The 20,741-nt window shown below is 71.0% G+C and carries 18 protein-coding genes and 1 pseudogene; 13 read left to right on the forward strand and 6 right to left on the reverse strand.

What is annotated here, in order from left to right; translation table 11 throughout:
- On the forward strand, nt 1–3,192 hold the full coding sequence (locus tag VGO20_RS00725; RefSeq protein ID WP_327500357.1) for an efflux RND transporter permease subunit: 3,192 nt from the start codon (nt 1–3) through the stop codon (nt 3,190–3,192).
- A gap of 26 nt (nt 3,193–3,218) precedes the next feature.
- Nucleotides 3,219–3,731, forward strand: a complete 513-nt coding sequence (locus tag VGO20_RS00730; RefSeq protein WP_327500358.1) for a DUF421 domain-containing protein — start codon at nt 3,219–3,221, stop codon at nt 3,729–3,731.
- Here VGO20_RS00730 and VGO20_RS00735 read toward each other — a convergent pair.
- The 3 genes from VGO20_RS00735 to VGO20_RS00745 are packed head-to-tail and all read right to left on the reverse strand — an operon-like array spanning nt 3,721 to nt 5,937.
- On the reverse strand, nt 3,721–4,326 hold the full coding sequence (locus tag VGO20_RS00735) for a CDP-alcohol phosphatidyltransferase family protein (RefSeq protein WP_327500359.1): 606 nt from the start codon (nt 4,324–4,326) through the stop codon (nt 3,721–3,723). The genes VGO20_RS00730 and VGO20_RS00735 overlap by 11 nt on opposite strands.
- 10 nt (nt 4,327–4,336) lie before the next feature.
- A complete protein-coding gene (pssA, locus tag VGO20_RS00740; protein ID WP_327500360.1) occupies nt 4,337–5,194 on the reverse strand; it encodes a CDP-diacylglycerol--serine O-phosphatidyltransferase in 858 nt (285 codons plus the stop codon).
- Nucleotides 5,194–5,937 (reverse strand): phosphatidylserine decarboxylase, encoded by a 744-nt coding sequence (locus tag VGO20_RS00745; RefSeq protein ID WP_414639760.1) that lies wholly within the window; start codon nt 5,935–5,937, stop codon nt 5,194–5,196. Before VGO20_RS00745 ends, pssA begins: the two co-directional genes overlap by 1 nt.
- A gap of 114 nt (nt 5,938–6,051) precedes the next feature.
- Here VGO20_RS00745 and VGO20_RS00750 point away from each other — a divergent pair, with 114 nt between their 5' ends.
- Nucleotides 6,052–6,495 carry a hypothetical protein gene (locus VGO20_RS00750; RefSeq protein WP_327500362.1) on the forward strand — a complete coding sequence of 148 codons (444 nt, stop codon included), beginning with the start codon at nt 6,052–6,054 and terminating at the stop codon, nt 6,493–6,495.
- Here VGO20_RS00750 and VGO20_RS00755 read toward each other — a convergent pair.
- Nucleotides 6,492–7,616: a LysM peptidoglycan-binding domain-containing protein gene (locus VGO20_RS00755; protein WP_327500363.1), complete on the reverse strand. Its 1,125-nt coding sequence runs from the start codon at nt 7,614–7,616 to the stop codon at nt 6,492–6,494. The genes VGO20_RS00750 and VGO20_RS00755 overlap by 4 nt on opposite strands.
- A 226-nt stretch (nt 7,617–7,842) precedes the next feature.
- On the opposite strand from VGO20_RS00755, the gene VGO20_RS00760 reads away from it, so the two are divergent.
- Together VGO20_RS00760 and VGO20_RS00765 are read left to right on the forward strand one after the other, a co-directional pair.
- A complete protein-coding gene (locus tag VGO20_RS00760) occupies nt 7,843–8,427 on the forward strand; it encodes an LOG family protein (RefSeq protein WP_327500364.1) in 585 nt (194 codons plus the stop codon).
- Between the two features lie 154 nt (nt 8,428–8,581).
- The gene (locus tag VGO20_RS00765; RefSeq protein ID WP_327500365.1) at nt 8,582–9,805 is read left to right on the forward strand and encodes an NADP-dependent isocitrate dehydrogenase; all 1,224 of its coding nucleotides are present in this window, start codon (nt 8,582–8,584) and stop codon (nt 9,803–9,805) included.
- A 68-nt stretch (nt 9,806–9,873) separates the two neighbouring features.
- On the opposite strand, the gene VGO20_RS00770 is transcribed toward VGO20_RS00765, so the two are convergent.
- Nucleotides 9,874–10,968, reverse strand: a complete 1,095-nt coding sequence (locus VGO20_RS00770) for a glycerol dehydrogenase (protein WP_327500366.1) — start codon at nt 10,966–10,968, stop codon at nt 9,874–9,876.
- Between the two features lie 149 nt (nt 10,969–11,117).
- Here VGO20_RS00770 and VGO20_RS00775 point away from each other — a divergent pair, with 149 nt between their 5' ends.
- The 8 genes from VGO20_RS00775 (at nt 11,118) to VGO20_RS00810 (ending at nt 20,555) form a co-directional block, all read left to right on the forward strand.
- Complete coding sequence (locus tag VGO20_RS00775) at nt 11,118–12,434, forward strand: MFS transporter (RefSeq protein WP_327500367.1); 1,317 nt, start codon at nt 11,118–11,120, stop codon at nt 12,432–12,434.
- A 139-nt stretch (nt 12,435–12,573) separates the two neighbouring features.
- On the forward strand, nt 12,574–13,764 hold the full coding sequence (locus VGO20_RS00780; protein ID WP_327500368.1) for a transporter substrate-binding domain-containing protein: 1,191 nt from the start codon (nt 12,574–12,576) through the stop codon (nt 13,762–13,764).
- The gene (locus tag VGO20_RS00785) at nt 13,761–14,363 is read left to right on the forward strand and encodes an ANTAR domain-containing response regulator (RefSeq protein WP_327500369.1); all 603 of its coding nucleotides are present in this window, start codon (nt 13,761–13,763) and stop codon (nt 14,361–14,363) included. Before VGO20_RS00780 ends, VGO20_RS00785 begins: the two co-directional genes overlap by 4 nt.
- The gene (locus VGO20_RS00790) at nt 14,360–15,208 is read left to right on the forward strand and encodes an ABC transporter permease (RefSeq protein ID WP_327500370.1); all 849 of its coding nucleotides are present in this window, start codon (nt 14,360–14,362) and stop codon (nt 15,206–15,208) included. Before VGO20_RS00785 ends, VGO20_RS00790 begins: the two co-directional genes overlap by 4 nt.
- Nucleotides 15,208–16,128, forward strand: a complete 921-nt coding sequence (locus VGO20_RS00795) for an ABC transporter permease (protein ID WP_327500371.1) — start codon at nt 15,208–15,210, stop codon at nt 16,126–16,128. The genes VGO20_RS00790 and VGO20_RS00795 overlap by 1 nt, the downstream gene beginning before the upstream one ends.
- Nucleotides 16,129–16,181: 53 nt before the next feature.
- Nucleotides 16,182–17,822, forward strand: coding sequence for an ABC transporter substrate-binding protein (locus VGO20_RS00800; RefSeq protein WP_327500372.1), 1,641 nt, complete (start codon nt 16,182–16,184; stop codon nt 17,820–17,822).
- On the forward strand, nt 17,812–18,756 hold the full coding sequence (locus VGO20_RS00805) for an acetamidase/formamidase family protein (RefSeq protein ID WP_327500374.1): 945 nt from the start codon (nt 17,812–17,814) through the stop codon (nt 18,754–18,756). The genes VGO20_RS00800 and VGO20_RS00805 overlap by 11 nt, the downstream gene beginning before the upstream one ends.
- Nucleotides 18,753–20,555 (forward strand): ABC transporter ATP-binding protein, encoded by a 1,803-nt coding sequence (locus VGO20_RS00810; RefSeq protein WP_327500375.1) that lies wholly within the window; start codon nt 18,753–18,755, stop codon nt 20,553–20,555. Before VGO20_RS00805 ends, VGO20_RS00810 begins: the two co-directional genes overlap by 4 nt.
- Here the strand turns inward: VGO20_RS00810 and VGO20_RS00815 are convergent.
- A pseudogene (locus VGO20_RS00815) lies at nt 20,552–20,741 on the reverse strand (ISAs1 family transposase); the annotation flags it as partial. The gene VGO20_RS00810 and the pseudogene VGO20_RS00815 overlap by 4 nt on opposite strands.

Genomic DNA, 20,741 nt, shown 5'->3' on the forward strand with positions numbered 1-20,741 from the left:
ATGAACGCGATCATCGAGGCGGCGCTCAGCCGCTCGCGCACCGTCCTGGCGACGCTCCTGCTGCTGTTCCTGGCGGGGTTGTACGCCTATTCCACGATTCCGAAGGAATCCGACCCCGACATCAATATCCCCATGATCTACGTCTCGGCCCATTACGAGGGCATCTCGCCCGAGGATGCGGAACGCCTGCTGGCGCGCCCGATCGAGACCGAAGTGCGCAGCATCGAGGGGGTGAAGGAGATGCGCTCGACCGCCTACCAGGGCGGGGCGAACGTGATCCTCGAGTTCGAGGCCGGCTTCGACGCCGACAAGGCCCTGGAGGACGTGCGCACGAAGGTGGATCTCGCGCGCGCCGACCTGCCGGCGGAAGCGGACGAGCCGACCGTCAACGAGGTCAATCTCAGCCTGTTCCCGGTCGTCGTCGTGACGCTGTCGGGCGACCTGCCCGAACGCACGCTGCTCCGCCTCGCCCGCGACCTGCAGGACGACCTCCAGGCCCTGCCCCCGGTCCTGCGTGCGGACATCGCGGGCGACCGGGACGAGCTGGTCGAGGTGGTGATCGACCCGCTGGTCGCGGAGAGCTACGGCCTCGACGCGGCCGAGCTGATCCAGTTCTTCAACCGCTCCAACCGGCTGGTCGCGGCGGGCAACCTCGACACCGGCCAGGGCCGGTTCGCGATCAAGGTGCCCGGCCTGTTCGAGGACGTGCGCGACATCTGGGACATGCCGGTCAAGGTCGTCGGCGACGCCGTGGTGCGCGTCCGCGACATCGCGGAGATCCGGCGCACCTTCAAGGACCCCGACACCTTCGCGCGCCTCGGCGGCGAGCGGGCGGTCGGGCTCGAAGTGGTCAAGCGGTCCGGCGAGAACATCATCGACACCATCGAGCGGGTGAAGGCCACGGTGGAGGCCGAGCGCGCCTTCTGGCCCGAGGGCGTCGACGTCACCTATTCCCAGGACCGCTCGACCGACATCCGCACCATGCTGACCGACCTGCAGAACAACGTGATCAGCGCCGTGCTGCTGGTCATGGTGGTGTGCATCGGCGCGCTCGGCGTGCGCTCGGGCCTGCTGGTCGGCATGGCGATCCCGGGCTCGTTCCTGACCGGCATCCTGATCGTCTACCTGATGGGCCTGACCATCAACGTCGTGGTGCTGTTCTCGCTGATCCTCGCGGTCGGCATGCTGGTCGACGGCGCGATCGTCGTGACGGAGTTCGCCGACCGCAAGATGTCGGAAGGGCTCGACCGGCGCACCGCCTACGCGCTGGCCTCCAAGCGCATGGCCTGGCCGATCATCGCGTCCACCATGACGACGCTGGCGGCCTTCCTGCCGCTGCTGTTCTGGCCGGGCGTCGTCGGCGAGTTCATGAAGTTCCTGCCGATCACGCTGATCGCGACGCTGTCTGCGTCGCTGGTGATGGCGCTGATCTTCCTGCCGACGCTCGGCGCCTTCGTCGGCAAGCCGGGGGCGGCGGATCCCCGCACCATGAAGGCGCTGGCCGCCAGCGAGGGCGGCGACCTGCGCGAGGTCGGCGGCCCGGTCGGCGGCTATGTCCGCATCCTCGACGCGACGTTGCGCCATCCCCTGAAGATCATCGCCGCGACCTTCGCGCTGCTGTTCGGCGTCCAGTTCTATTACGCGACGCACGGCAACGGCTTCGAGTTCTTTCCGGAGATCGAGCCCAACACCGCGATCGTGATGGTCCACGCCCGCGGCAACCTGTCGACCTACGAGAAGGACGCGCTGGTCCGCGAGGTGGAGGGGCGCGTGCTCGAGCTCGACGAGTTCGACAGCGTCTACACCCGCGTCGGCCGGAGCCGGGAAGGCGGCGGCTTCGGCGAGGACCTGCCCGAGGACGTGGTCGGCCAGATCACCGTGGAGTTCCGCGACTGGACCGAGCGGCGCCCCGCCGACGTGATCCTGGCCGACATCCGCGAGCGCACGGCCGGGATCGCCGGCATCGAGGTCGAGACGCGCAAGCAGGAAGGCGGCCCGCCGGTTGGCAAGCCGGTGGCCCTCGAGCTGACCTCGCGCAACCCCGCCGAACTTCCCGCCGCGATCGAGCATGTCCGCCGCGGCATGCGGGAGATCGGCGGCCTGGTCGACGTCGAGGACAACCTGCCCCTGCCCGGGATCGAGTGGAAGCTGGAGGTCGACCGGGCGCAGGCGGCCAAGTTCGGCCTCGACGTCAGCGCCGTCGGCGACGCGGTGCGCCTCGTCACCAACGGGCTGCAGCTCGGCTCCTACCGCCCCGACGACAGCAAGGAGGAGATCGACATCGTCGCGCGCTATCCCGCGGACTGGCGCTCGCTCGACCGGCTCGACGACCTGCGCATCCGCACGGCGCAGGGCGTGGTGCCGGTGTCCAACTTCGTCCGGCGCACGGCCGTCCAGCAGGTCGGCAGCCTGGAGCGCATCGGCGGCCAGCGCGTGCTCGAGATCGCGGCCGACGTGCCGCCGGGCACGCTGGCCGACGACAAGATCCGCGAGATGCGGGCATGGCTGCAGGCGAACCCGCTCGACCCCGGCGTGAAGGTCGAGTTCGGCGGCCAGGACGAGGAGCAGCGCGAGAGCCAGGCCTTTCTCGGGAACGCCTTCCTCGTGGCGCTGTTCCTGATTGCGGTGATCCTGCTGACCCAGTTCAACAGCTTCTACAGCACGGTCCTGATCCTGACCGCGATCATCATGTCGACGATCGGGGTGATGATCGGGCTGATCGTGACCGGGCAGCCCTTCGGCATCGTGATGACGGGCATCGGCGTGATCGCGCTGGCGGGCATCGTGGTCAACAACAACATCGTCCTGATCGACACCTACGACCACCTGAAGAAGCAGTTTCCGAGCGCGCGGGACGCGATCCTGCGCACGGGCGCCCAGCGTCTTCGCCCGGTGATGCTGACGACGGTCACGACGATGCTGGGCCTGGTGCCGATGGCGCTGCAGGTCAACATCGACTTCGTGACCCGGCAGGTCTCGGTCGGCGCGCCGTCGACGCAGTGGTGGACCAGCCTCGCGACGGCGATCGTGTTCGGCCTCGGCTTCTCGACCGTCCTCACGCTGGTCTTCACGCCCTGCGCGCTGATGGTGCGGGCCAATGTCGGGGACTGGCGCCGTCGCCGGCGCGAGGCGCGGGCCGAGCGGGCCGCCAACCAGGACCGGGAGGGTCGCTTCCGCGAGGCCGCGGAATAGCCGTGGGACAGTAGCAAGGGAGAGGCATGTTCTTCGATGACTGGGAAGGTCTGTGGCGGACCGCGATCGTCGGCACGCTCGCCTATGTGGCGCTGGTGCTCATCCTGCGGGTCTCGGGCAAGCGGACGCTGTCGAAGCTGAACGCCTTCGACTTCGTCGTGACGGTGGCCCTCGGCTCCACCCTGGCGACGATCCTGCTCGACAGCCGGACGGCGCTGGCCGAGGGGGTGCTGGCGCTGGCCCTGCTGATCTTCCTGCAGTTCGCGATCACCTGGCTGTCGGCCCGCTCGTCCGGCTTCCAGGCGCTGGTGAAGGCGGAACCCTCCCTGCTCTTCCACCGCGGCCGCTTCCTGCATGGTGCGCTCCGGGCCGAGCGCGTCACCGAGGTCGAGATCCTGGCCGCCCTGCGCTCCCAGGGCGTCGCGGATCTCTCCGACGTGGAAGCCGTGGTCCTGGAGACCGACGGCACGCTGAGCGCCGTCAAGGGCGAGGGCGCCAGCCTGCGGAATGTGCGGACGTTATCATCCCCTACTGCCTGAACGCCCGCACCGCCGCCGCGACCCGGGTCGCGGTGGTGACCCAGCACAGCGCGCCGAACCCCCAGGCCAGCCAGGCGAACGCGTCCGGCCACAGGCAGATCGCGACGAACAGCGCGATCGTCTCCGTCCCCTCCGTCAGCCCGCCGAGATAGTAGAGGCTCTTCGGCCCGCGCAGCTCCGTCGTCAGGCCGCGCTTGGCCGCGATCGCGGCATAGGCGAGGAAGCTGGTGCCGGTGCCAACGAAGCTGAAGACCAGGAACGCCGCCGCCAGCGCGTCCTCGGGCCTGCCGAGCGCGAAGCCGAGCGGGATCGCGCCGTAGAAGACGAAGTCCAGGGTGATGTCGAGATAGCCGCCGAGGTCGCTTGGCCCCGCCCGGCGCGCGACCGCGCCGTCCAGCCCGTCGAACAGCCGGTTCAGCGCGATCAGGACCAGTGCTGCGCCGTAGGCCTGCAGCGCCAGCGCCGCCGCCCCGCCCAGGCCGAGCGCGAATCCCGCGACCGTGACCGCGTCCGCGCCGACGCCGCGCCCGGCCAGCCAAGCGCCCGCCCGGACCAGCGGGGGATCGACGATCTGGCGCAGGCGCGCGTCCAGCATCGCCCGCGGCTCAGGCGCCCGGGGCCCGCGGCCCGGTCTCCTCCTCCTCGGGAAGGTCCTCGGCATTGGCCTCCAGCTCGTCCTGGAGGCGCTGGGCCTGCGCGCGCAGCAGGTGGTACTGCCGGTAGCTGAAGGGCAGGCTCGCGGCATAGCCGATGCCGATCAGCGCCAGCGTCAGCCACGGCCGGCTGACTAGCGCCGCGGTCAGCAGGCCGATTCCGGCCAGCACCGGGACGACCCAGCGCTGCGGGATCCGCACGCCCTTCAGCGAGAAGGTCGGCAGCTCGCTCACCATCAGCAGCGCCACCACCAGCACCCAGGGCACGACGAACCACGGGCTGCCGAACACCCCCTCCCCGGCCTCGAACGAGATCACGACCGGCAGCACGGCCAAGCCGGCGCCGGCCGGGGCCGGCACGCCGGTGAAGTAGTTGTAGGCGTAGGGCGGCAGGTCGCTCTCGCCGAGCTTGGTGTTGAACCGCGCGAGGCGCAGCGCCGCGCAGACGCACAGCGCCAGGACCGAGATCCAGCCGAAGGTGCCCGCCGCCGACAGCTCCCACAGGTACAGGATCATCGCCGGCGCGACGCCGAAGCTGATCACGTCCGACAGGCTGTCGAGCTCCGCGCCGAACTTGCTCTGCCCGTTGAGCAGCCGGGCGATCCTCCCGTCGAGCGTGTCGAGCACGGCCGCGATCATGATCGCCACCACCGCCGCCTGGAACGCCCCGTGGACCGCGAAGCGGATGCCGGTGACGCCCGCGCACAGCGCCAGCAGGGTCAGGACGTTCGGCAGCAGCCGGTTGAGCGACAGCCCCTTGAGCCGGGGCGGCCGCTGGACGGGACGGACATGGCGGCGGCGCAATCTCATCAGCGGACCTCTCCTCGTCGCGGCGGCTCGGTCGACGTCAGGTCGGCGATCACGGTCTCGCCCCCGATCGTCTTCTGGCCGACGATCACCTGCGGCTGGACGCCCGGCGGCAGGAACAGGTCGGTGCGGCTGCCGAACCGGATCAGGCCGTAGCGCTCGCCGGCCGCGACCCGCTGGCCGTTCTCCAGCCGGCAGATGATCCGGCGCGCGATCAACCCGGCGATCTGCACGAAGGCGACGTCCCGGCCGTCGTCCAGCCTCAGCCGGACCGCCGCGCGCTCGTTCTCCTCGCTCGCCTTGTCGAGGGCGGCGTTCAGGAACTTGCCGGGGTGGTAGGCGACGGTCTCGACGGTCCCCGTCGCCGGCGTCCGGTTGATGTGGACGTTGAAGACGTTGAGGAAGATCGAGACGCGGACCCGCGGCTCGTCGCCCATGCCCAGCTCGCGCGGCGGCACCGCCGGGACGATCATCTGCACGGTGCCGTCGGCCGGCGCCACCAGCAGCCCCTCGCGGGATGGGACGACGCGGTCGGGGTCGCGGAAGAAATAGGCGCACCACGCGGTCGCGATCGCCCCGATCCACCCCAGCGGTTCGGCGACGAAGGCGAGCACCGCCGTGACGACGGCGAAGATGGCGATGAAGGGCCAGCCGGCCCGGTTGATCGGAACGAGGACGGTATCGAGCGCGGACATTTCTGGGATTTGTCTTTCCTGACTTTCTGGCCGGACCGGCGCGCGAACCATAGAACAACGCCCGCCGCATGCAAACAGGTGGCACCCCTCCTGCCGGCGCCTTTACCGGATGTTAAAGGCGCGACGACGAAGATCGCTCCCTGCTCCGATCCAGGGATGCGATCCTTGACCGCCTTGCCGGCACTCTCCGACGTCGCGAATACCGCCCTGCCGCTGCGGCTCGGCACCGTCCACGTGACGCCCGAGGGCCTGCTCGGCATCCGCGAGACCCCGCCTCCCTCCTCCCAGCGCTTCGTGCTCGACGACCTGCCCTTCCAGGTCGCCCTCTCGCCCGAGGGGGACGGCACCCGCTACCGCATCTGGGCCGAGCTCGGCTACGTGCCCTACACCGCCCACTCGCCGGAACGGCGCGCGGCGGTGATCCGCATCCTGCGCACGGCGCGCTCGCTGGAGACGGCCTGCTTCGCGCTGGAACGCGGCCAGAAGATCGTCGTACTGGGCGAAACGGTCAGCGAGGAGCCGCTGACCGTCGACGGCATGATGTTCGAGACCGTCCGCTTCCTGCAGGAGGCGCGTCCCTTCATCCGCCTGCTCGGCCGGTATCTCTAGTTCACCGCCGTCTGCTGCGGCAGCGCGAAGATCTGGCCGGGATAGATCAGGTCCGGGTCGCGGATCTGGCCCTGGTTGGCCTCATAGATCACCGTATACTGCATGCCGGCCCCATAGGTGCGGCGCGCGATGCGCCACAGGCTGTTACCGGGCTGCACGACGATGTTCTGCCCCGCGCCGGGGTCGGCCGGCAGCTCCGCCATCTGGAACGGGATCTCGGCGCGCGCCGTCACCCGGCCGCCGCCGTCGACCTGGTCGGCGCGCAGCGTGTAGCGCCCGGGCTCGACCGGCTCCTCGGGGCTGAGGCGCCACTGGCCGTCGCGGTTCGATCCGGCCCGCCCGACCAGCACGTTGTCGAGATAGACCTGGACGTCCGCCCCGGGGCTGGCCCGGCCGCCGACGTTGACGCTGCCCTCCTCGGAATAGTCGACGACGTCGACCGAGACGCCGCCCGGCCCGGGGCCGGCGGACTCGGCGGCAGGCTCCGCGACGCGCACCGGCTCCGCCGCCGCGGCGGGCGCAGCGGCAGCGGCCGGAAGCGAGGCGACCGACACCGGCGCGGTCCGGGCGGGCGGCGCCTGCAGCACGGTGGACGGCCCCGGGCCGGTCCTCGGCATCTCGACCGCGAGGGTGCCGGTCCCGGCGGCCGGCTCCGGCACGGCCAGGACGACCACGGTCTCCGACGGCTTCTCGGCTTCGGCCCCGGGGGCGAGCGCCGCCAGCGACAGCTCCCGGTCGCCGGGGGCGAGCGGCTGCTCGGGCAGCAGCACCCATTCGCCGCGCCGGTCCGCGGTCACGGTGCCGATCTCCTGCGCCCCGTCGAAGACCGTGACCCGGGCGTCCGGCGCCGCGCGCCCGGCGATCACCGCGTCGCCCGCGGGGTTCACCCGCACGACGTCGAAGCTCGGCCCGGCCTCGGGCGACGGCTTCGGGTCCGCGGCCTCGGCCGGGCCGGGCATCGGCATGGGTATGGTCGCCGCCTGCGCCTGCGTCGGATCGGGGACGGCGGGTGCCGCCTCGCCCCTGGCGGTGGCGGATGGAGCCTCGCGGTCGCGGTTCGCGTGCGTGAGCGCCCCCGCCGCAATCAGCAGGATCGCCCCGGCCACGCCAAGAAAGAGCACACGTTTCACAGCAGCACCGACCGGTTTGCCAAGTCGTGGTATCCACCGGGATATTTCGCTTATCCGCAGTCAATTACGAAGTTATCCCAATTGCACGGATTTGTCACAGGTGTTCGCTTGCCATTCCCGCGGGCGGGGTGGGCATCCCCGCATGCGCGGGCCAAGGGGGTTGCCGCAGCGCGGCGCATGGTGTAACGCCGGCCTTGGGTTTCGCAGGGGTATGGACATGTCAGTCGTGCAGTCGATCTGCGTCTATTGCGGCGCTTCCAGCCGGGTGGACGAGACGTACAAGACCGTCGCTCATGATTTCGGGGCCGAGCTGGGCCGGCGGCGGCTCCAGATGGTCTATGGCGGCGGCCGGGTCGGCCTGATGGGGATCTGCGCCGACGCCGCGCTCGCGGCGGGCGGCCGGGTCGTCGGCATCATCCCGCAGCACCTCCAGTCGCTGGAAGTCGGGCATGGCGGGCTGACCGAGTTCCACGTCGTCGACAGCATGCACAGCAGGAAGCGCATGATGGTCGACCGCTCGGACGCCTTCGCGGTCCTGCCGGGCGGGCTCGGCACCCTCGACGAGACGTTCGAGATCCTGACCTGGCGCCAGCTCCGCCTCCACGACAAGCCGGTGGTGCTCGTTAATGTCGGCGGCTACTGGGATCCCCTGCTGGCCCTCGTCGACCACATGATCGCGGCCGGCTTCGCCCAGCCGGGCCACCGCGGGCTGTTCGCCGTCGCCGACGGGGTCGAGGCCGCGTTCGAGGCGCTGTCGCGCGCGCCGGGCGAGAGCGTCCCTCCCGAGACGAAGTGGATGTGAGTGCCGGCAGCCGTGCAGTCTCCGGCTTCAGCACCTGTGCGGACGGTGCTATAAGACCGCCCGAATTCCAACCCGACGCCCACCAGACGCGCGGCCCGGCCCGCTCCGGCGCGCGGAAACCACGTACAAGACGCCCCAACGGGAGACCACAGACATGGCGAAGATCAAGGTCGTGAACCCCGTCGTCGAGCTCGACGGCGACGAGATGACCCGGATCATCTGGCAGTTCATCAAGGACAAGCTGATCCTGCCCTATCTCGACATCGACCTGAAATACTACGACCTCGGGATCGAGGAGCGGGACCGGACCGAGGACAAGATCACGGTCGACGCCGCCAAGGCGATCAAGCAGTACGGCGTCGGCGTCAAATGCGCGACCATCACCCCCGACGAGGCGCGGGTCGAGGAGTTCGGCCTCAAGAAGATGTGGAAGTCGCCGAACGGCACGATCCGCAACCTGCTCGGCGGCACCGTCTTCCGCGAGCCGATCATCTGCCGCAACGTACCGCGCCTGGTGCCGGGCTGGACCCGGCCGATCATCATCGGCCGCCATGCCTTCGGCGACCAGTACCGCGCGACCGACTTCCTGGTCCCCGGCCCCGGCAAGCTGACGCTGACCTTCCAGCCCGCCGACGGCGGCGCGCCGATCACGCACGAGGTCTACGACTTCCCCGACGCCGGCGTCGCGATGGGGATGTACAACCTCGACGAAAGCATCCGCGGCTTCGCGCGCGCCTGCCTGAACTACGGCCTCTCGCGCAAGCTGCCGGTCTACCTGTCGACCAAGAACACGATCCTCAAGGCCTATGACGGCCGCTTCATGGACCTGTTCCAGGAGGTCTTCGACTGCGAGTTCAAGTCGGGCGTCGCCGCCGGCGGCATCACCTACGAGCACCGCCTGATCGACGACATGGTCGCCAGCGCCCTGAAGTGGGACGGCGGCTTCGTGTGGGCGTGCAAGAACTACGACGGCGACGTCCAGTCCGACACGGTCGCCCAGGGCTTCGGCTCGCTCGGCCTGATGACCTCGGTGCTCCTGACGCCGGACGGCAAGACCGTCGAGGCGGAGGCCGCCCACGGCACCGTGACCCGCCACTACCGCGAGCACCAGAAGGGCCGCGAGACCTCGACCAACCCGATCGCGTCGATCTTCGCTTGGACGCAGGGCCTGGCCTATCGCGGCCGCTTCGACGAAACCCCCGACGTGGTGCGCTTCGCCGAGACGCTGGAGAAGGTCTGCGTCGACACGGTCGAGGCCGGCGCCATGACCAAGGACCTCGCGATCCTGATCGGCCCGGACCAGCCCTGGCTGACCACCCGCCAGTTCCTCGACAAGCTCGACCAGAACCTCCAGGCGGCGATGTCCTCCTGGAGCTGACCGGCTGGAACTGACCGGCTGGAGCCGACCGGGACCGGCGCCCCTTCGCGGGAAGGGGCGCCATACCCTCAGCGTGCCGCGCGGCGGCGCCGGCCCTCGGCGTCGACGGCCTTCAGGGCGGCCAGCACGCGGCGCGGCGTCACCTCGGTCGGCTCGTTGTGGATCGTCTCGCCGGGCTGGCAGGCCCGCTCGGCGACCAGCATCAGCCGCTCGTCGCCGACCCCCGCCAGCCCGATGTCGGCCAGCGTGGTCGGCAGGCCGACCGCCTCGCAGAAGCTGAACACCTCGTCGGCCAGCGCCGGCGGGCGCCCGGTCAGCGCCAGCAGCGCCAGCGTGCCGATCGCGACCTTCTCGCCGTGCCAGAAGCGGTGCGTCTCGTGCAGCGCGGTCAGGCCGTTGTGGATCGCATGCGCCGCGGCGAGCCCGCCGCTCTCGAAACCCAGGCCGCTCAGCAGCGTGTTCGCCTCGACGATGCGCTCCAGCGCCGGCGTCACCACCCCGGCCTCGCAGGCGGTGCGCGCCGCGACCCCGTATTCCAGCAGCGTGTCGTAGCACAGCCGGGACAGCGCGTAGGCCGTCATCGGCCCGGGCCGTCCCGTCATGTTGACGCCGCCCCGGGTGCGGCAGTCCTCGGCCTCGAACCACGTCGACAGCGCGTCGCCCATGCCGGAGACCAGCAGGCGCACCGGCGCCCGCGCGACGACGCCGGTGTCGACCAGGACGAGGTCGGGGTTGCGCGGCAGCACGAGATAGCGCTCGAACGCGCCTTCGGGCGTGTAGATCACCGACAGCGCGCTGCACGGCGCGTCGGTCGAGGCGATCGTCGGCACGACCGCGACCGGCCTGTCGAGGCAGTGCGCGACCGCCTTCGCGGTGTCGAGCGCCTTGCCCCCGCCGATGCCGACGACGACGTTGACGTCCCGCTCCCGCCCCATCCGGGCCAGCCGGTCGATCTCATGGCCCGAGCATTCGCCGCCGAACCGCTCGCGATGGATGCACGGCCCCTCCCGGTCCCATTGGAGGCCGGACGCGAGCGTGTCGAACGCGAACGGGTCCAGGACGCCGAGCGCCCGCCCGCCGAGGCGCAGCAGTTCGCCGCCGAGCTGATCGAGCGCGCCGTCGCCCTGGACGTAGCGGCCGGGAAAGATAGCGGTCGTGATCATGGCATCCATTCTTCGCTGGGAGTGGCCGGACCAAGACGACCCGATCCCACCCGTCCCCGCCATGACCTGGGTCAAGCCGTCGCGATGCTCGCGCAACGGAACGGACCGCAGTAGAATGTTACGGTCCCGCCACGCTGCGAACGGCATCCATGACGTCCAACCGGCCCGATCCCGCCACGCTGACGGTCTGGATTCTCATCGTCGGGACCGGCCTTGCCACTCTGGCGCGCGCCCTCAGCATCCCATTCCTGGCGATCCATCTCGCCGCCGATCTCGGACTGGACGCCGTCACCATCGGCGTGGTGGTCGGGGCCGGCCCCGTGTTCGGCATGGCAGCCGGCCCGCTGGGCGGCGGCCTCTCCGACCGGATGGGGCGCCGTCCGGTCCTGGCCGGCGCTCTCGCCGTGTCCGCGCTCGCCTTCCTGGGGCTGCAGTTCGCCGGCGACGCCTGGGCATACCTGGTTCTGAACCTGCTGGTCCACGGCGCCGCCTCGGTGATCGAGCCGGTCTCCCGTTCCGCGATGAGCGACTGCCTCGCGCCGGAGCGACGCCTGAAGGCTTTCTCGCGCCGCTACGTCGCCATCAATCTCGGCTACGCCGTCGGTCCCCTGCTCGCGGCTTCCGCCGGCTTGGCCGGCGCGCCGCTTTTCGCCGCCGCCGCCGTCGCCTACGGCCTGTTCGCCCTGGCGGTCGCCGCGACCCCGATGCCGGCCGGCCATGCGGACCGGGTCGGCGCGGATCGGGGCGGCGCGGACGGGAGCCCGACCCTGCGCCGGTGCATCGCCGTCGCGAGCTCGGACCGGCGCCTTCTGTGCTTCGTCGTGGGAACGACGCTGACGCTCGCCGTGCATGGCCAGATGTCGGTCACGCTCTCGCAGTACCTGGCCGCCAATTTCGAGGACGGCGTCGGCCTGCTGGCGATCCTGCTGACCGCCAACGCCGTCACGGTCCTCTCGATGCAGGGCCTGGCGACCCGCGTGATATCCCGCATCGGCCCGATGCGGGCCCTGGTGATCGGCTGCGTCGGCCTGCTGGCCGGAGAGGTCGGGTTCGCGGCGGCGGGCGACGTCGTGGCGTTGGTGATCGCCATGATCGTGTTCACCCTGGGCGAGGTCCTGCTCATCCCTTCCGAGTTCATGCTGGTGGACGAGATCGCCCCGCCGCCGCTGCGGGGCACCTATTTCGGTGCCCAGGGCCTGTCTTCCGTCGGCAACTTCCTCGGCCCCTGGCTCGGCGGCATCGCGCTCGTCCACGCCGGCGGCGTTGCCATGTTCCTGACCATGGGCCTCCTCGCCGTCCTGGGGGCGGCCGTGTTCGCGTACGGGCGCGGGCTGCCGCCGGGCCGGGCCGCCGGCGTGCCGGCGGACGCCCTGCCCCCGCGCGGGCCGGACGGCGCCGCCGGATCCCGCCTCGGCATGCCTTCGCCGCTCGGCGCAATGGTCGTGCGGCTGCATTCTGCCGCTTGACAGGATCGGCACGGCTGATGCTCTAATATCGAAACAATTTGATCGGCCGGCACGCCTGCCGGAGGGCAAACGAGCCCCCAACCGTTTCCGCGGCCGCGGATTCCGGTTGCGGGGCTTTTTCGTTTTGGAGGGGTCTAGCTTGCGGTCCGCCGTGCCGGAACACCCGATCGGTCTTCTCTACTCCACGACCGGCACCTACGCCGCGATCGGCCGCGACGCGCTGGACGGCGCCCTGATGGCGCTGGACGAGGTCAACGCCGACCCCGCCTTCCCCTTCCGCCTCCAGGCGCTGGTCGAGAACCCCGGCGGCGTGATCGACCGCTACCACGGCGCCTGCGAAAGCCTGATCCGCGACCGGGGCTGCCGCCACGTCGTCGGCACGATCACCTCGCTCAGCCGCAAGGAGGTGCTGCCGATCATCGAGAAGCACGACGCCCTGCTCTGGTACATGTGCCCCTACGAGGGGTTCGAGTGCTCGGACAACGTCGTCTACACCGGCGCGTGCCCCAACCAGCACATCGTGCCGCTGTTCCATCACGTCCTGCCCCGCTACGGCACGCGCGGCTATCTCGCCGGCTCCAACTACATCTGGGGCTGGGAGACCAACCGCATCGCCCGCGAGCTGATCGCGGCCTGCCGCGGCGAGGTCGTCGCCGAGCGATACCTGCCGCTCGGCAGCGAGGACGTCGGCCGCCTCGTGGCCGAGATCGCCGACAAGCGCCCTGACTTCGTGCTCAACAACCTGATCGGCCCGTCCAGCTACGCCTTCTTCCACGCGATGCGCAAGCTGGCCGAACACGATCCCGCCTTCAGCCCCGACCGCTGCCCGATCGTGAGCTGCAACCTCACGGAATGCGAGCTGGCGCTGATCGGCGACGGCGCGGTCGGCCACCTGTCCTCGGCGATCTGGTTCGAGGGCGTGCCGGGCGAGGCCAGCCGCGACTTCGTGGCCCGCGCCCGCGCCCGCCTGGGCGCCGGCCGCCCGCTCTCGGCCTTCCTCGTCGGCGGCTACCAGGCCGTCCGCATCCTGGCCGAAGCGCTGCGCGAGGCCGGCACGCCGGATCTCGGCGCCGTAAGGCCCGTGGTGACCGGCCGGGCCTTCGACATGCCGGCCGGCCGGGTGCGCATCGACCCGCGCACCAACCACGCCGAGCTGACGCCCCATCTCGGCCGCATCGCCGCCGGCGGGCGGTTCGAGATCATCGCGAGCGCGGCCGGCCCGGTCGCTCCCGACCCCTATCTCGTCCATTTCGATCCGGAGAGCCTGGCGGCCCTGGTCCGGCGCTCCGGCCGGCGCCCGGACGGCCCGATCCTGAAGGTCGTGACATGACCGCGAAGTCCTTCCCGATCCCCAATTTCCGCGCCTGGCGCGCCGTCGTCCTCCACCGGCCCAGCCCGGCGGCCGACGGCGTGCTGCGCCAGCTCGAGCGCCTCGGCATCGAGGCGCGCCAGCTCTGGCCGGAGCTGGAGCCGGCGCCCCCGGGCCCCGACGTCGTCTTCTTCGACGCCGACATGGGCTATGACGGCCAGTTCCCCTGGCCCATCGGCGAGCCGCCGGTGCCCCTCGTGGCCCTGGTCGGCTCCGAGGCGCCGGGCCGCCTCGAATGGGTGCTCGGCCAGGGGGCGACCGCGCATCTGATGAAGCCGGTGCAGTCCGGCGGAGTCTACAGCGCGCTGGTGGTCGCCTGCCACGGCTTCGCGCTGCGCCGCGCGCTCGACCGCGAGATCGGCGACCTGCGCGGCCGGCTGCGGCGCCGGCCCCGGGTCGCGCGCGCGCTCGCCGGGGTGATGACCGCCCACGGCATCGACGAGACGGAGGCGATGCGCCGCATCCGCGCCGCCGCGATGGAGCGCCGGCAGACGATCGAGGACTACTGCGACGGCCTGCTGGCCGGGCGCGGCGCGAGAGCGGCGGGGCGCGAGGCATGACCGTGCTGCGCGACCTGCTCCGCCGCCCCCTCGCCCTGTTCGGCCTGCTCGTGGTCGGGGCCGTCGTGGCCCTCGCCGTCCTGGCGCCGCTGGTCGCCCCCTACGATCCCGACGCGCAGATGTTCGAGGGGCTGACGCTGGAGGGAGCGCCGCTGCCGCCCAACGCGGAGTTCCCGCTCGGCACCGACCTGCTGGGCCGCGACCTGTTCTCGCGCCTGCTGTACGGGGCGCGGACCTCGCTGGTGATCGGCGTCGTCGCGAACGGCATCGCGGTGACGCTCGGCACCCTGATCGGCATCGTCGCCGGCTTCTTCGGCGGCTGGACCGCGACCGTGCTGATGCGCTTCACCGACCTGATGATGGCGTTCCCGGCACTCCTGCTGGCGATCGTGCTGGCGGCGCTGTTCACGCCCAGCCTGTGGATCGTGGCCCTGGTGATCGCGATGGTGAACTGGGTCCAGGTCGCGCGCGTCGTCTACACCGAGACCCGCTCCCTGGCCGAGCGCGACTTCGTCGAGGCGGAGTGGAGCATCGGCGCCGGGCGCTGGCGCATCCTGTTCCGCCACATCTTGCCCCACCTCGTCTCGACCGTCGTCGTCTGGGGCACGCTCGGCATCGCGACCACGGTGCTGCTCGAGGCGACGCTCAGCTATCTCGGGATCGGCGTCCAGCCGCCGACGCCGAGCTGGGGCAACATCATCTTCGAGAACCAGACCTACTTCACGACGGCGCCCTGGCTCGTGTTCTTCCCCGGCGTCGCGATCATCCTGCTCGCCCTCGCCTTCAACCTCGTCGGCGACGCGCTGCGCGACATCCTCGACCCGACGCAGAAGGGGCGGCACTGATGGCGGCCTACGTCCTGCGGCGCATCCTCCAGGCGGCCCTGATCCTGCTCGGCGTCACCCTCGTGACCTTCGCCCTGCTCTACCTCCTGCCCGCCGACCCGGCGCGCCAGATCGCGGGGCGCAGCGCCAGCGCCGAGACGGTCGCGAACATCCGCCACCAGCTCGGCCTCGACCGCCCCTTCCACGTGCAGTACCTGCGCTATCTCGGCGCGCTCGCGCACGGCGACCTCGGCCGGTCCTACCTGCAGCGGGCGGAAGTGTCGGACCTGATCGCGTCCCGCCTGCCCGCCAGCCTGCTGCTGATGGTCGGCGCCATCGCGTGCGAGCTGCTGTTCGGCCTGACCTCGGGCGTGCTGGCGGCGCTCAGGCGCAACACGCTGACCGACCGCACCTTGATGGTCGCCTCCTTCGTCGGCGTCTCGGCGCCGCAGTTCGTCGTCGGGATCCTGCTGCTCTACGTGTTCGCGGTGCAGCTCGGCTGGTTCCCGATCGGCGGCTACGGCACCTTCGCCCACCTGGTCCTGCCCTCGGTGACGCTGGGCTTCCTCGGCGCCGGCTGGTACTCGCGCATGATGCGCTCCAGCATGCTGGACGTGCTGCGCCAGGACTACGTCAGGACCGCGCGCGCCAAGGGCCTGACCCGCGCGCGGGTCGTGCTCGGCCATGCGCTGCCGAACGCCTTCCTGCCGATCGTCGCCATGATCGGCATCGACGTCGGCCTGTTCATGAGCGGCATCGTCGTCGTCGAGTCCGTCTTCGGCTGGCCCGGCATCGGCCAGCTCGCCTGGCAGGCGATCCAGCGCGTCGACATCCCGATCATCATGGGGGTCACCCTCGTCTCGGCCGTCGCGATCGTCCTCGGCAACCTGGTCGCCGACCTCGTGGCCCCGCTGATCGACCCCCGCATCAAGCTCCGGTGAACCGGCCGGGGCGCGGCCCCGGTCCCATGAACGACCACAGGGGAGACTTCGCCATGAAGAATGCACTGCTGAACGGCGCCGCCGCCGCCGTCCTCGCGCTGGCGGTAGGCGCTGCCGCCACGCCGGGCGCCCTCGCCCAGGACGCGCCCCGGCAAGGCGGGGAGATGACCGTCGCCTACAAGGACGACGTCAGCACCCTCGACCCCGCGATCGGCTACGACTGGCAGAACTGGTCGATGATCAAGAGCCTGTTCGACGGGCTGATGGACTACGAGCCGGGCACCACCGACCTCGTCCCCGACCTGGCCGAGAGCTACGAGGTCTCGCCCGACGGCCGGACCTACACCTTCGTGCTGCGCCCGGGCGTCAAGTTCCACAACGGCCGCGAGATGACGGCCGAGGACGTGAAGTACTCTCTCGACCGCGTCGTGAACCCCGAGACGCAGAGCCCGGGCGCCGGCTTCTACGACTCGATCGAAGGCTTCGAGGCGGCGTCCTCCGGCGAGGCCGACGGCCTGTCCGGGATCGAGGTCGTCGACCCCCGCACGCTGCGCATCTCCCTGTCGCGCCCCGACGCGACCTTCCTGCACAAGATGGCGCTGAACTTCGCCCATGTCGTCCCGCGCGAGGCGGTCGAGGAATGGGGCGCCGATTTCGGCCAGCATCCCGTCGGCACCGGCGCCTTCCGCCTCGCGGAATGGACGCTGGGCCAGCGCCTCGTGTTCGAGCGCAACCCCGACTACTACCAGGAAGGCCTGCCGCGGCTCGACCGCATCACCTTCGAGGTCGGCCAGGAGCCGATCGTCGCCCTGCTGCGCCTGCAGCGCGGCGAGATCGACATCGCCGGCGACGGCATCCCGCCGGCGAAGTTCCTGGAGGTGACCCGGGACCCGCAATACGCCGAGCTGATCGTGGAGGGCGACCAGCTCCACACCGGCTACGTCACGATGAACACCCGCATGCCGCCGTTCGACGACGTGCGCGTCCGCCAAGCCGTCAACATGGCCGTCAACAAGGACCGCATCGTCCGCATCATCAACGGCCGCGCCACGCCCGCGAACCAGCCGCTGCCGCCGCTGATGCCGGGCTACGACGAGGGCTACGAGGGCTATCCCCACGACCCCGCGCGGGCGAAGGCGCTGCTCGAGGAGGCCGGGCACGGCGGCGGCTTCACGACCGAGCTGTTCGTCGCCAACACCGATCCCCAGCCGCGCATCGCCCAGGCGATCCAGCAGGACCTCGCCGAGGTCGGCATCCGGGCCGAGATCAAGTCGCTGGCCCAGGCCAACGTGATCGCGGCCGGCGGCGAGGAGGACCAGGCGCCGCTGATCTGGTCCGGCGGCATGGCCTGGATCGCGGACTTCCCCGACCCGTCCAACTTCTGGGGCCCCATCCTCGGCTGCGGCGGCGCCGTCCCCGGCGGCTGGAACTGGAGCTGGTACTGCAACGAGGACCTGGACGCCCGCGCGGTCGAGGCGGACAGCATGGCCGACCCGGCCAGGGCCGAGGAGCGGATCGAGGCGTGGCGCTCGATCTTCATCGACGCGATGAAGGACGCGCCCTGGGTCCCGGTCTTCAACGAGCGGCGCTACACGATCCGCTCCGAGCGCCTGGGCGGCCCCGACGCGATCTTCGTCGACCCCGTCCACATTCCCGTCCACTACGACCATGTCTGGGCCGAAGATGTGCAGTAAGACCGACCACACCATCCACGGCGCGCACCATCACTTCGGGTGGGATCGTTCGATCCCGCCCGTCGCGACCGTCGCGCCGGGCGCCACCCTGGAGTTCGAGTGCCTGGACAGCTCCGGCGGCCAGCTTACGCCGGCCAGCACGGTGGCGGACGTCGCCCGGCTCGACTTCGGCAGGATCAACCCCGTCACCGGGCCGATCCTCGTCGAGGGGGCCGAGCCGGGCGACGCGCTGAAGGTCACGATCCACCAGTTCAAGCCGTCGGGCTTCGGCTGGACCGCGAACATCCCGGGCTTCGGGCTGCTCGCGGACCAGTTCGGGGAAGCGGCGCTGCATGTCTGGAAATACGACCCGGCAACGCTCGCCCCGGCGGCGTTCTCGCCGTTCGGCCGGGTGCCGCTGAAGCCCTTCGCGGGCACGATCGGCCTCGCGCCGGCCGAGCCGGGCCTTCACTCCGTGGTGCCGCCGCGCCGGGTCGGCGGCAACATGGACATCCGCGACCTCGCCGCCGGGACCGAGCTGTACCTCCCGGTCGAGGTGGCGGGCGCGCTGTTCTCGATCGGGGACACGCATGCCGCCCAGGGCGACGGCGAGGTATGCGGCACCGCGATCGAGAGCCCGATGTCGGTCGTCCTCTCGCTCGACCTCGTCAAGGCGGCCGGGCTGGAGACGCCCCGCTTCACGACCTCGGGGCCGGTGACCCGCCACCTCGACGCCAAGGGCTACGAGGTGACGACCGGCATCGGCGCCGACCTGATGGAGGCGGCGCGCGGCGCCGTCGCCCGGATGGTCGACCATCTGTGCCGGACCCGGGGCATGGCCGCGGTCGACGCCTACATGCTGTGCTCGGTCTGCGCCGACCTGCGCATCAGCGAGATCGTCGACCAGCCGAACTGGGTCGTGTCCTTCTACTTCCCCCGCATCGTGCTGGAATGACGGCATCCCGGCGCAAGGTCCTGGAGGTGCGCGACCTGCGGACGCAGGTCGCGACGCCCGACGGTCCCCGGACCGTCGTCGACGGGCTCGGCTTCGACCTCCACGAGGGGGAGACGCTGTGCATCGCGGGCGAGTCCGGCAGCGGCAAGTCCATGACCTCGCTCTCGGTCATGGGCCTGCTGCCCCAGCCCATGGCGCGCGTCGTCGGCGGGCGCGTCCTGCTCGACGGCCGCGACCTGCTGGCGCTGCCGGAGCGCGAGATGCGCAAGGTGCGCGGCGGCGAGATCGCGATGATCTTCCAGGAGCCGATGACCTCCCTCAACCCGGTGCTGAGCGTCGGCCGCCAGCTCGCCGAGGCGGTGCTGGCCCACGAGCCGGTCTCCGGGCGCGAGGCGCGGCGCCGCGCCGTCGACGCGCTGTCGGCCGTACGCATCCCCGAGCCGGAGCGGCGCCTCGACCAGTACCCGCACGAGCTGTCCGGCGGCATGCGCCAGCGCGTCATGATCGCGATGGCGCTCGCCTGCAATCCCAAGGTCCTGATCGCCGACGAGCCGACGACCGCCCTCGACGTCACGATCCAGGCCCAGATCCTTGAACTGATGCGCGACCTCCAGCGCGAGCGCGGCACGGCGATCATCCTGATCACCCACGACATGGGCGTGGTCGCCGAGATGGCGGACCGGGTCGTCGTGATGAACGCCGGCCGCATGGTCGAGCACGGCACCGTCCTCGACGTCTTCGAGCGGCCGCGCGACCCCTACACGCGCAAGCTGCTGGCGGCCGTCCCCAGGCTGGGCGCGATGCAGGGCACGGACCTGCCGCTGCGCGGGGCCGACCCCTCGGCCCGGACCGGCCAGGAACCGGTGGTCGAGGTCGAGGACCTGACGGTGCGCTTCGACGTCAAGGGCGGGCTCCTCCAGCGGACCGTCCGGCGCGTCCACGCGGTCGAGGGCATCTCCTTCGCGATCCGGCCCGGCGAGACGCTGGCCCTGGTCGGCGAGAGCGGCTGCGGCAAGTCGACGACGGGCAAGGCGCTGCTGAACCTCGTCGACTGGAGCGGGAACATCCGCATCTGCGGCCGGGAGACCGCCGGCCTCGGCCGCTCGGGCATGCGGCCGGTCCGCCGCAACATCCAGATGGTGTTCCAGGACCCCTACGCCTCGCTCGACCCCCGCATGACCGTCGGCGACCTGGTCGCCGAGCCGATGGTGATCCACGGCACCGCGTCCGGCAGCGAGCTCGCCGGCCGGGTCGAATGGCTGTTCCGCCGCGTCGGCCTCGACCCCGCGCATGCCGCCCGCCACCCGCACGAATTCTCGGGCGGCCAGCGCCAGCGCATCTGCATCGCCCGCGCATTGGCGTTGTCGCCGCGCGTGATCGTCGCCGACGAGTCGGTCTCCGCGCTCGACGTGTCGGTCCAGGCGCAGGTGCTCGACCTGATGCAGGAGCTGCAGGACGAGTTCGGCCTGTCCTACCTGTTCATCTCGCACGACATGGCGGTGGTCGAGCAGATCAGCCACCGCGTCGCCGTGATGTATCTGGGCCAGATCGTGGAGATGGGGCCGCGGCGCGCGGTGTTCGAGACGCCGCGCCACTCCTACACGCGCAAGCTCCTCCAGGCGGTGCCGATCGCCGACCCGCGGCGCCGGCGCGACACTTTCCGCAAGCTCGTCGGCGAGATCCCGAGCCCGGTGCGCCCCCTCGACTACCGGCCGGTCCATCTCCGCCTCGAGGACGTCGGCGGCGGCCATCTGGTAGCCCCGGAGGCAGCCGCCTGCAGGGCTCCGAATCCAGGTTAACGCGAAGAGAAGCCGAGGATTGAAGCGAGGTATCGGCCGTCCCATCCAGCGACCTTTCTCCTGAGCTTGATGGATTTTTTGTCGGCGACGGCGCGGACGAGGTTGATGGCGAAGTGTCGGACGACGGCCATGTTTCTGGCGCCGTGGCCGGTTCGCAATCGGGCCTGGTCGTCGCCGAAGACGACA

Origin of the sequence: Arenibaculum sp. (assembly GCF_035998295.1) — a bacterium.
Taxonomy (GTDB): domain Bacteria; phylum Pseudomonadota; class Alphaproteobacteria; order Azospirillales; family Azospirillaceae; genus DASYHS01.

What these genes read in the sequence shown, in the direction of transcription:
- VGO20_RS00800 (WP_327500372.1), top strand. Translation starts at nt 16,182, where the DNA reads ATGAAGAATGCACTGCTGAACGGCGCCGCCGCCGCCGTCCTCGCGCTG.
- VGO20_RS00810 (WP_327500375.1), top strand. Translation starts at nt 18,753, where the DNA reads ATGACGGCATCCCGGCGCAAGGTCCTGGAGGTGCGCGACCTGCGGACG.
- VGO20_RS00745 (WP_414639760.1), bottom strand. Translation starts at nt 5,937, where the DNA reads ATGGTTCGCGCGCCGGTCCGGCCAGAAAGTCAGGAAAGACAAATCCCA.
- VGO20_RS00735 (WP_327500359.1), bottom strand. Translation starts at nt 4,326, where the DNA reads ATGCTGGACGCGCGCCTGCGCCAGATCGTCGATCCCCCGCTGGTCCGG.
- VGO20_RS00795 (WP_327500371.1), top strand. Translation starts at nt 15,208, where the DNA reads ATGGCGGCCTACGTCCTGCGGCGCATCCTCCAGGCGGCCCTGATCCTG.
- VGO20_RS00765 (WP_327500365.1), top strand. Translation starts at nt 8,582, where the DNA reads ATGGCGAAGATCAAGGTCGTGAACCCCGTCGTCGAGCTCGACGGCGAC.
- VGO20_RS00730 (WP_327500358.1), top strand. Translation starts at nt 3,219, where the DNA reads ATGTTCTTCGATGACTGGGAAGGTCTGTGGCGGACCGCGATCGTCGGC.
- VGO20_RS00775 (WP_327500367.1), top strand. Translation starts at nt 11,118, where the DNA reads ATGACGTCCAACCGGCCCGATCCCGCCACGCTGACGGTCTGGATTCTC.
- VGO20_RS00805 (WP_327500374.1), top strand. Translation starts at nt 17,812, where the DNA reads ATGTGCAGTAAGACCGACCACACCATCCACGGCGCGCACCATCACTTC.
- VGO20_RS00760 (WP_327500364.1), top strand. Translation starts at nt 7,843, where the DNA reads ATGTCAGTCGTGCAGTCGATCTGCGTCTATTGCGGCGCTTCCAGCCGG.
- VGO20_RS00725 (WP_327500357.1), top strand. Translation starts at nt 1, where the DNA reads ATGAACGCGATCATCGAGGCGGCGCTCAGCCGCTCGCGCACCGTCCTG.
- pssA (WP_327500360.1), bottom strand. Translation starts at nt 5,194, where the DNA reads ATGAGATTGCGCCGCCGCCATGTCCGTCCCGTCCAGCGGCCGCCCCGG.
- VGO20_RS00790 (WP_327500370.1), top strand. Translation starts at nt 14,360, where the DNA reads ATGACCGTGCTGCGCGACCTGCTCCGCCGCCCCCTCGCCCTGTTCGGC.
- VGO20_RS00785 (WP_327500369.1), top strand. Translation starts at nt 13,761, where the DNA reads ATGACCGCGAAGTCCTTCCCGATCCCCAATTTCCGCGCCTGGCGCGCC.
- VGO20_RS00770 (WP_327500366.1), bottom strand. Translation starts at nt 10,968, where the DNA reads ATGATCACGACCGCTATCTTTCCCGGCCGCTACGTCCAGGGCGACGGC.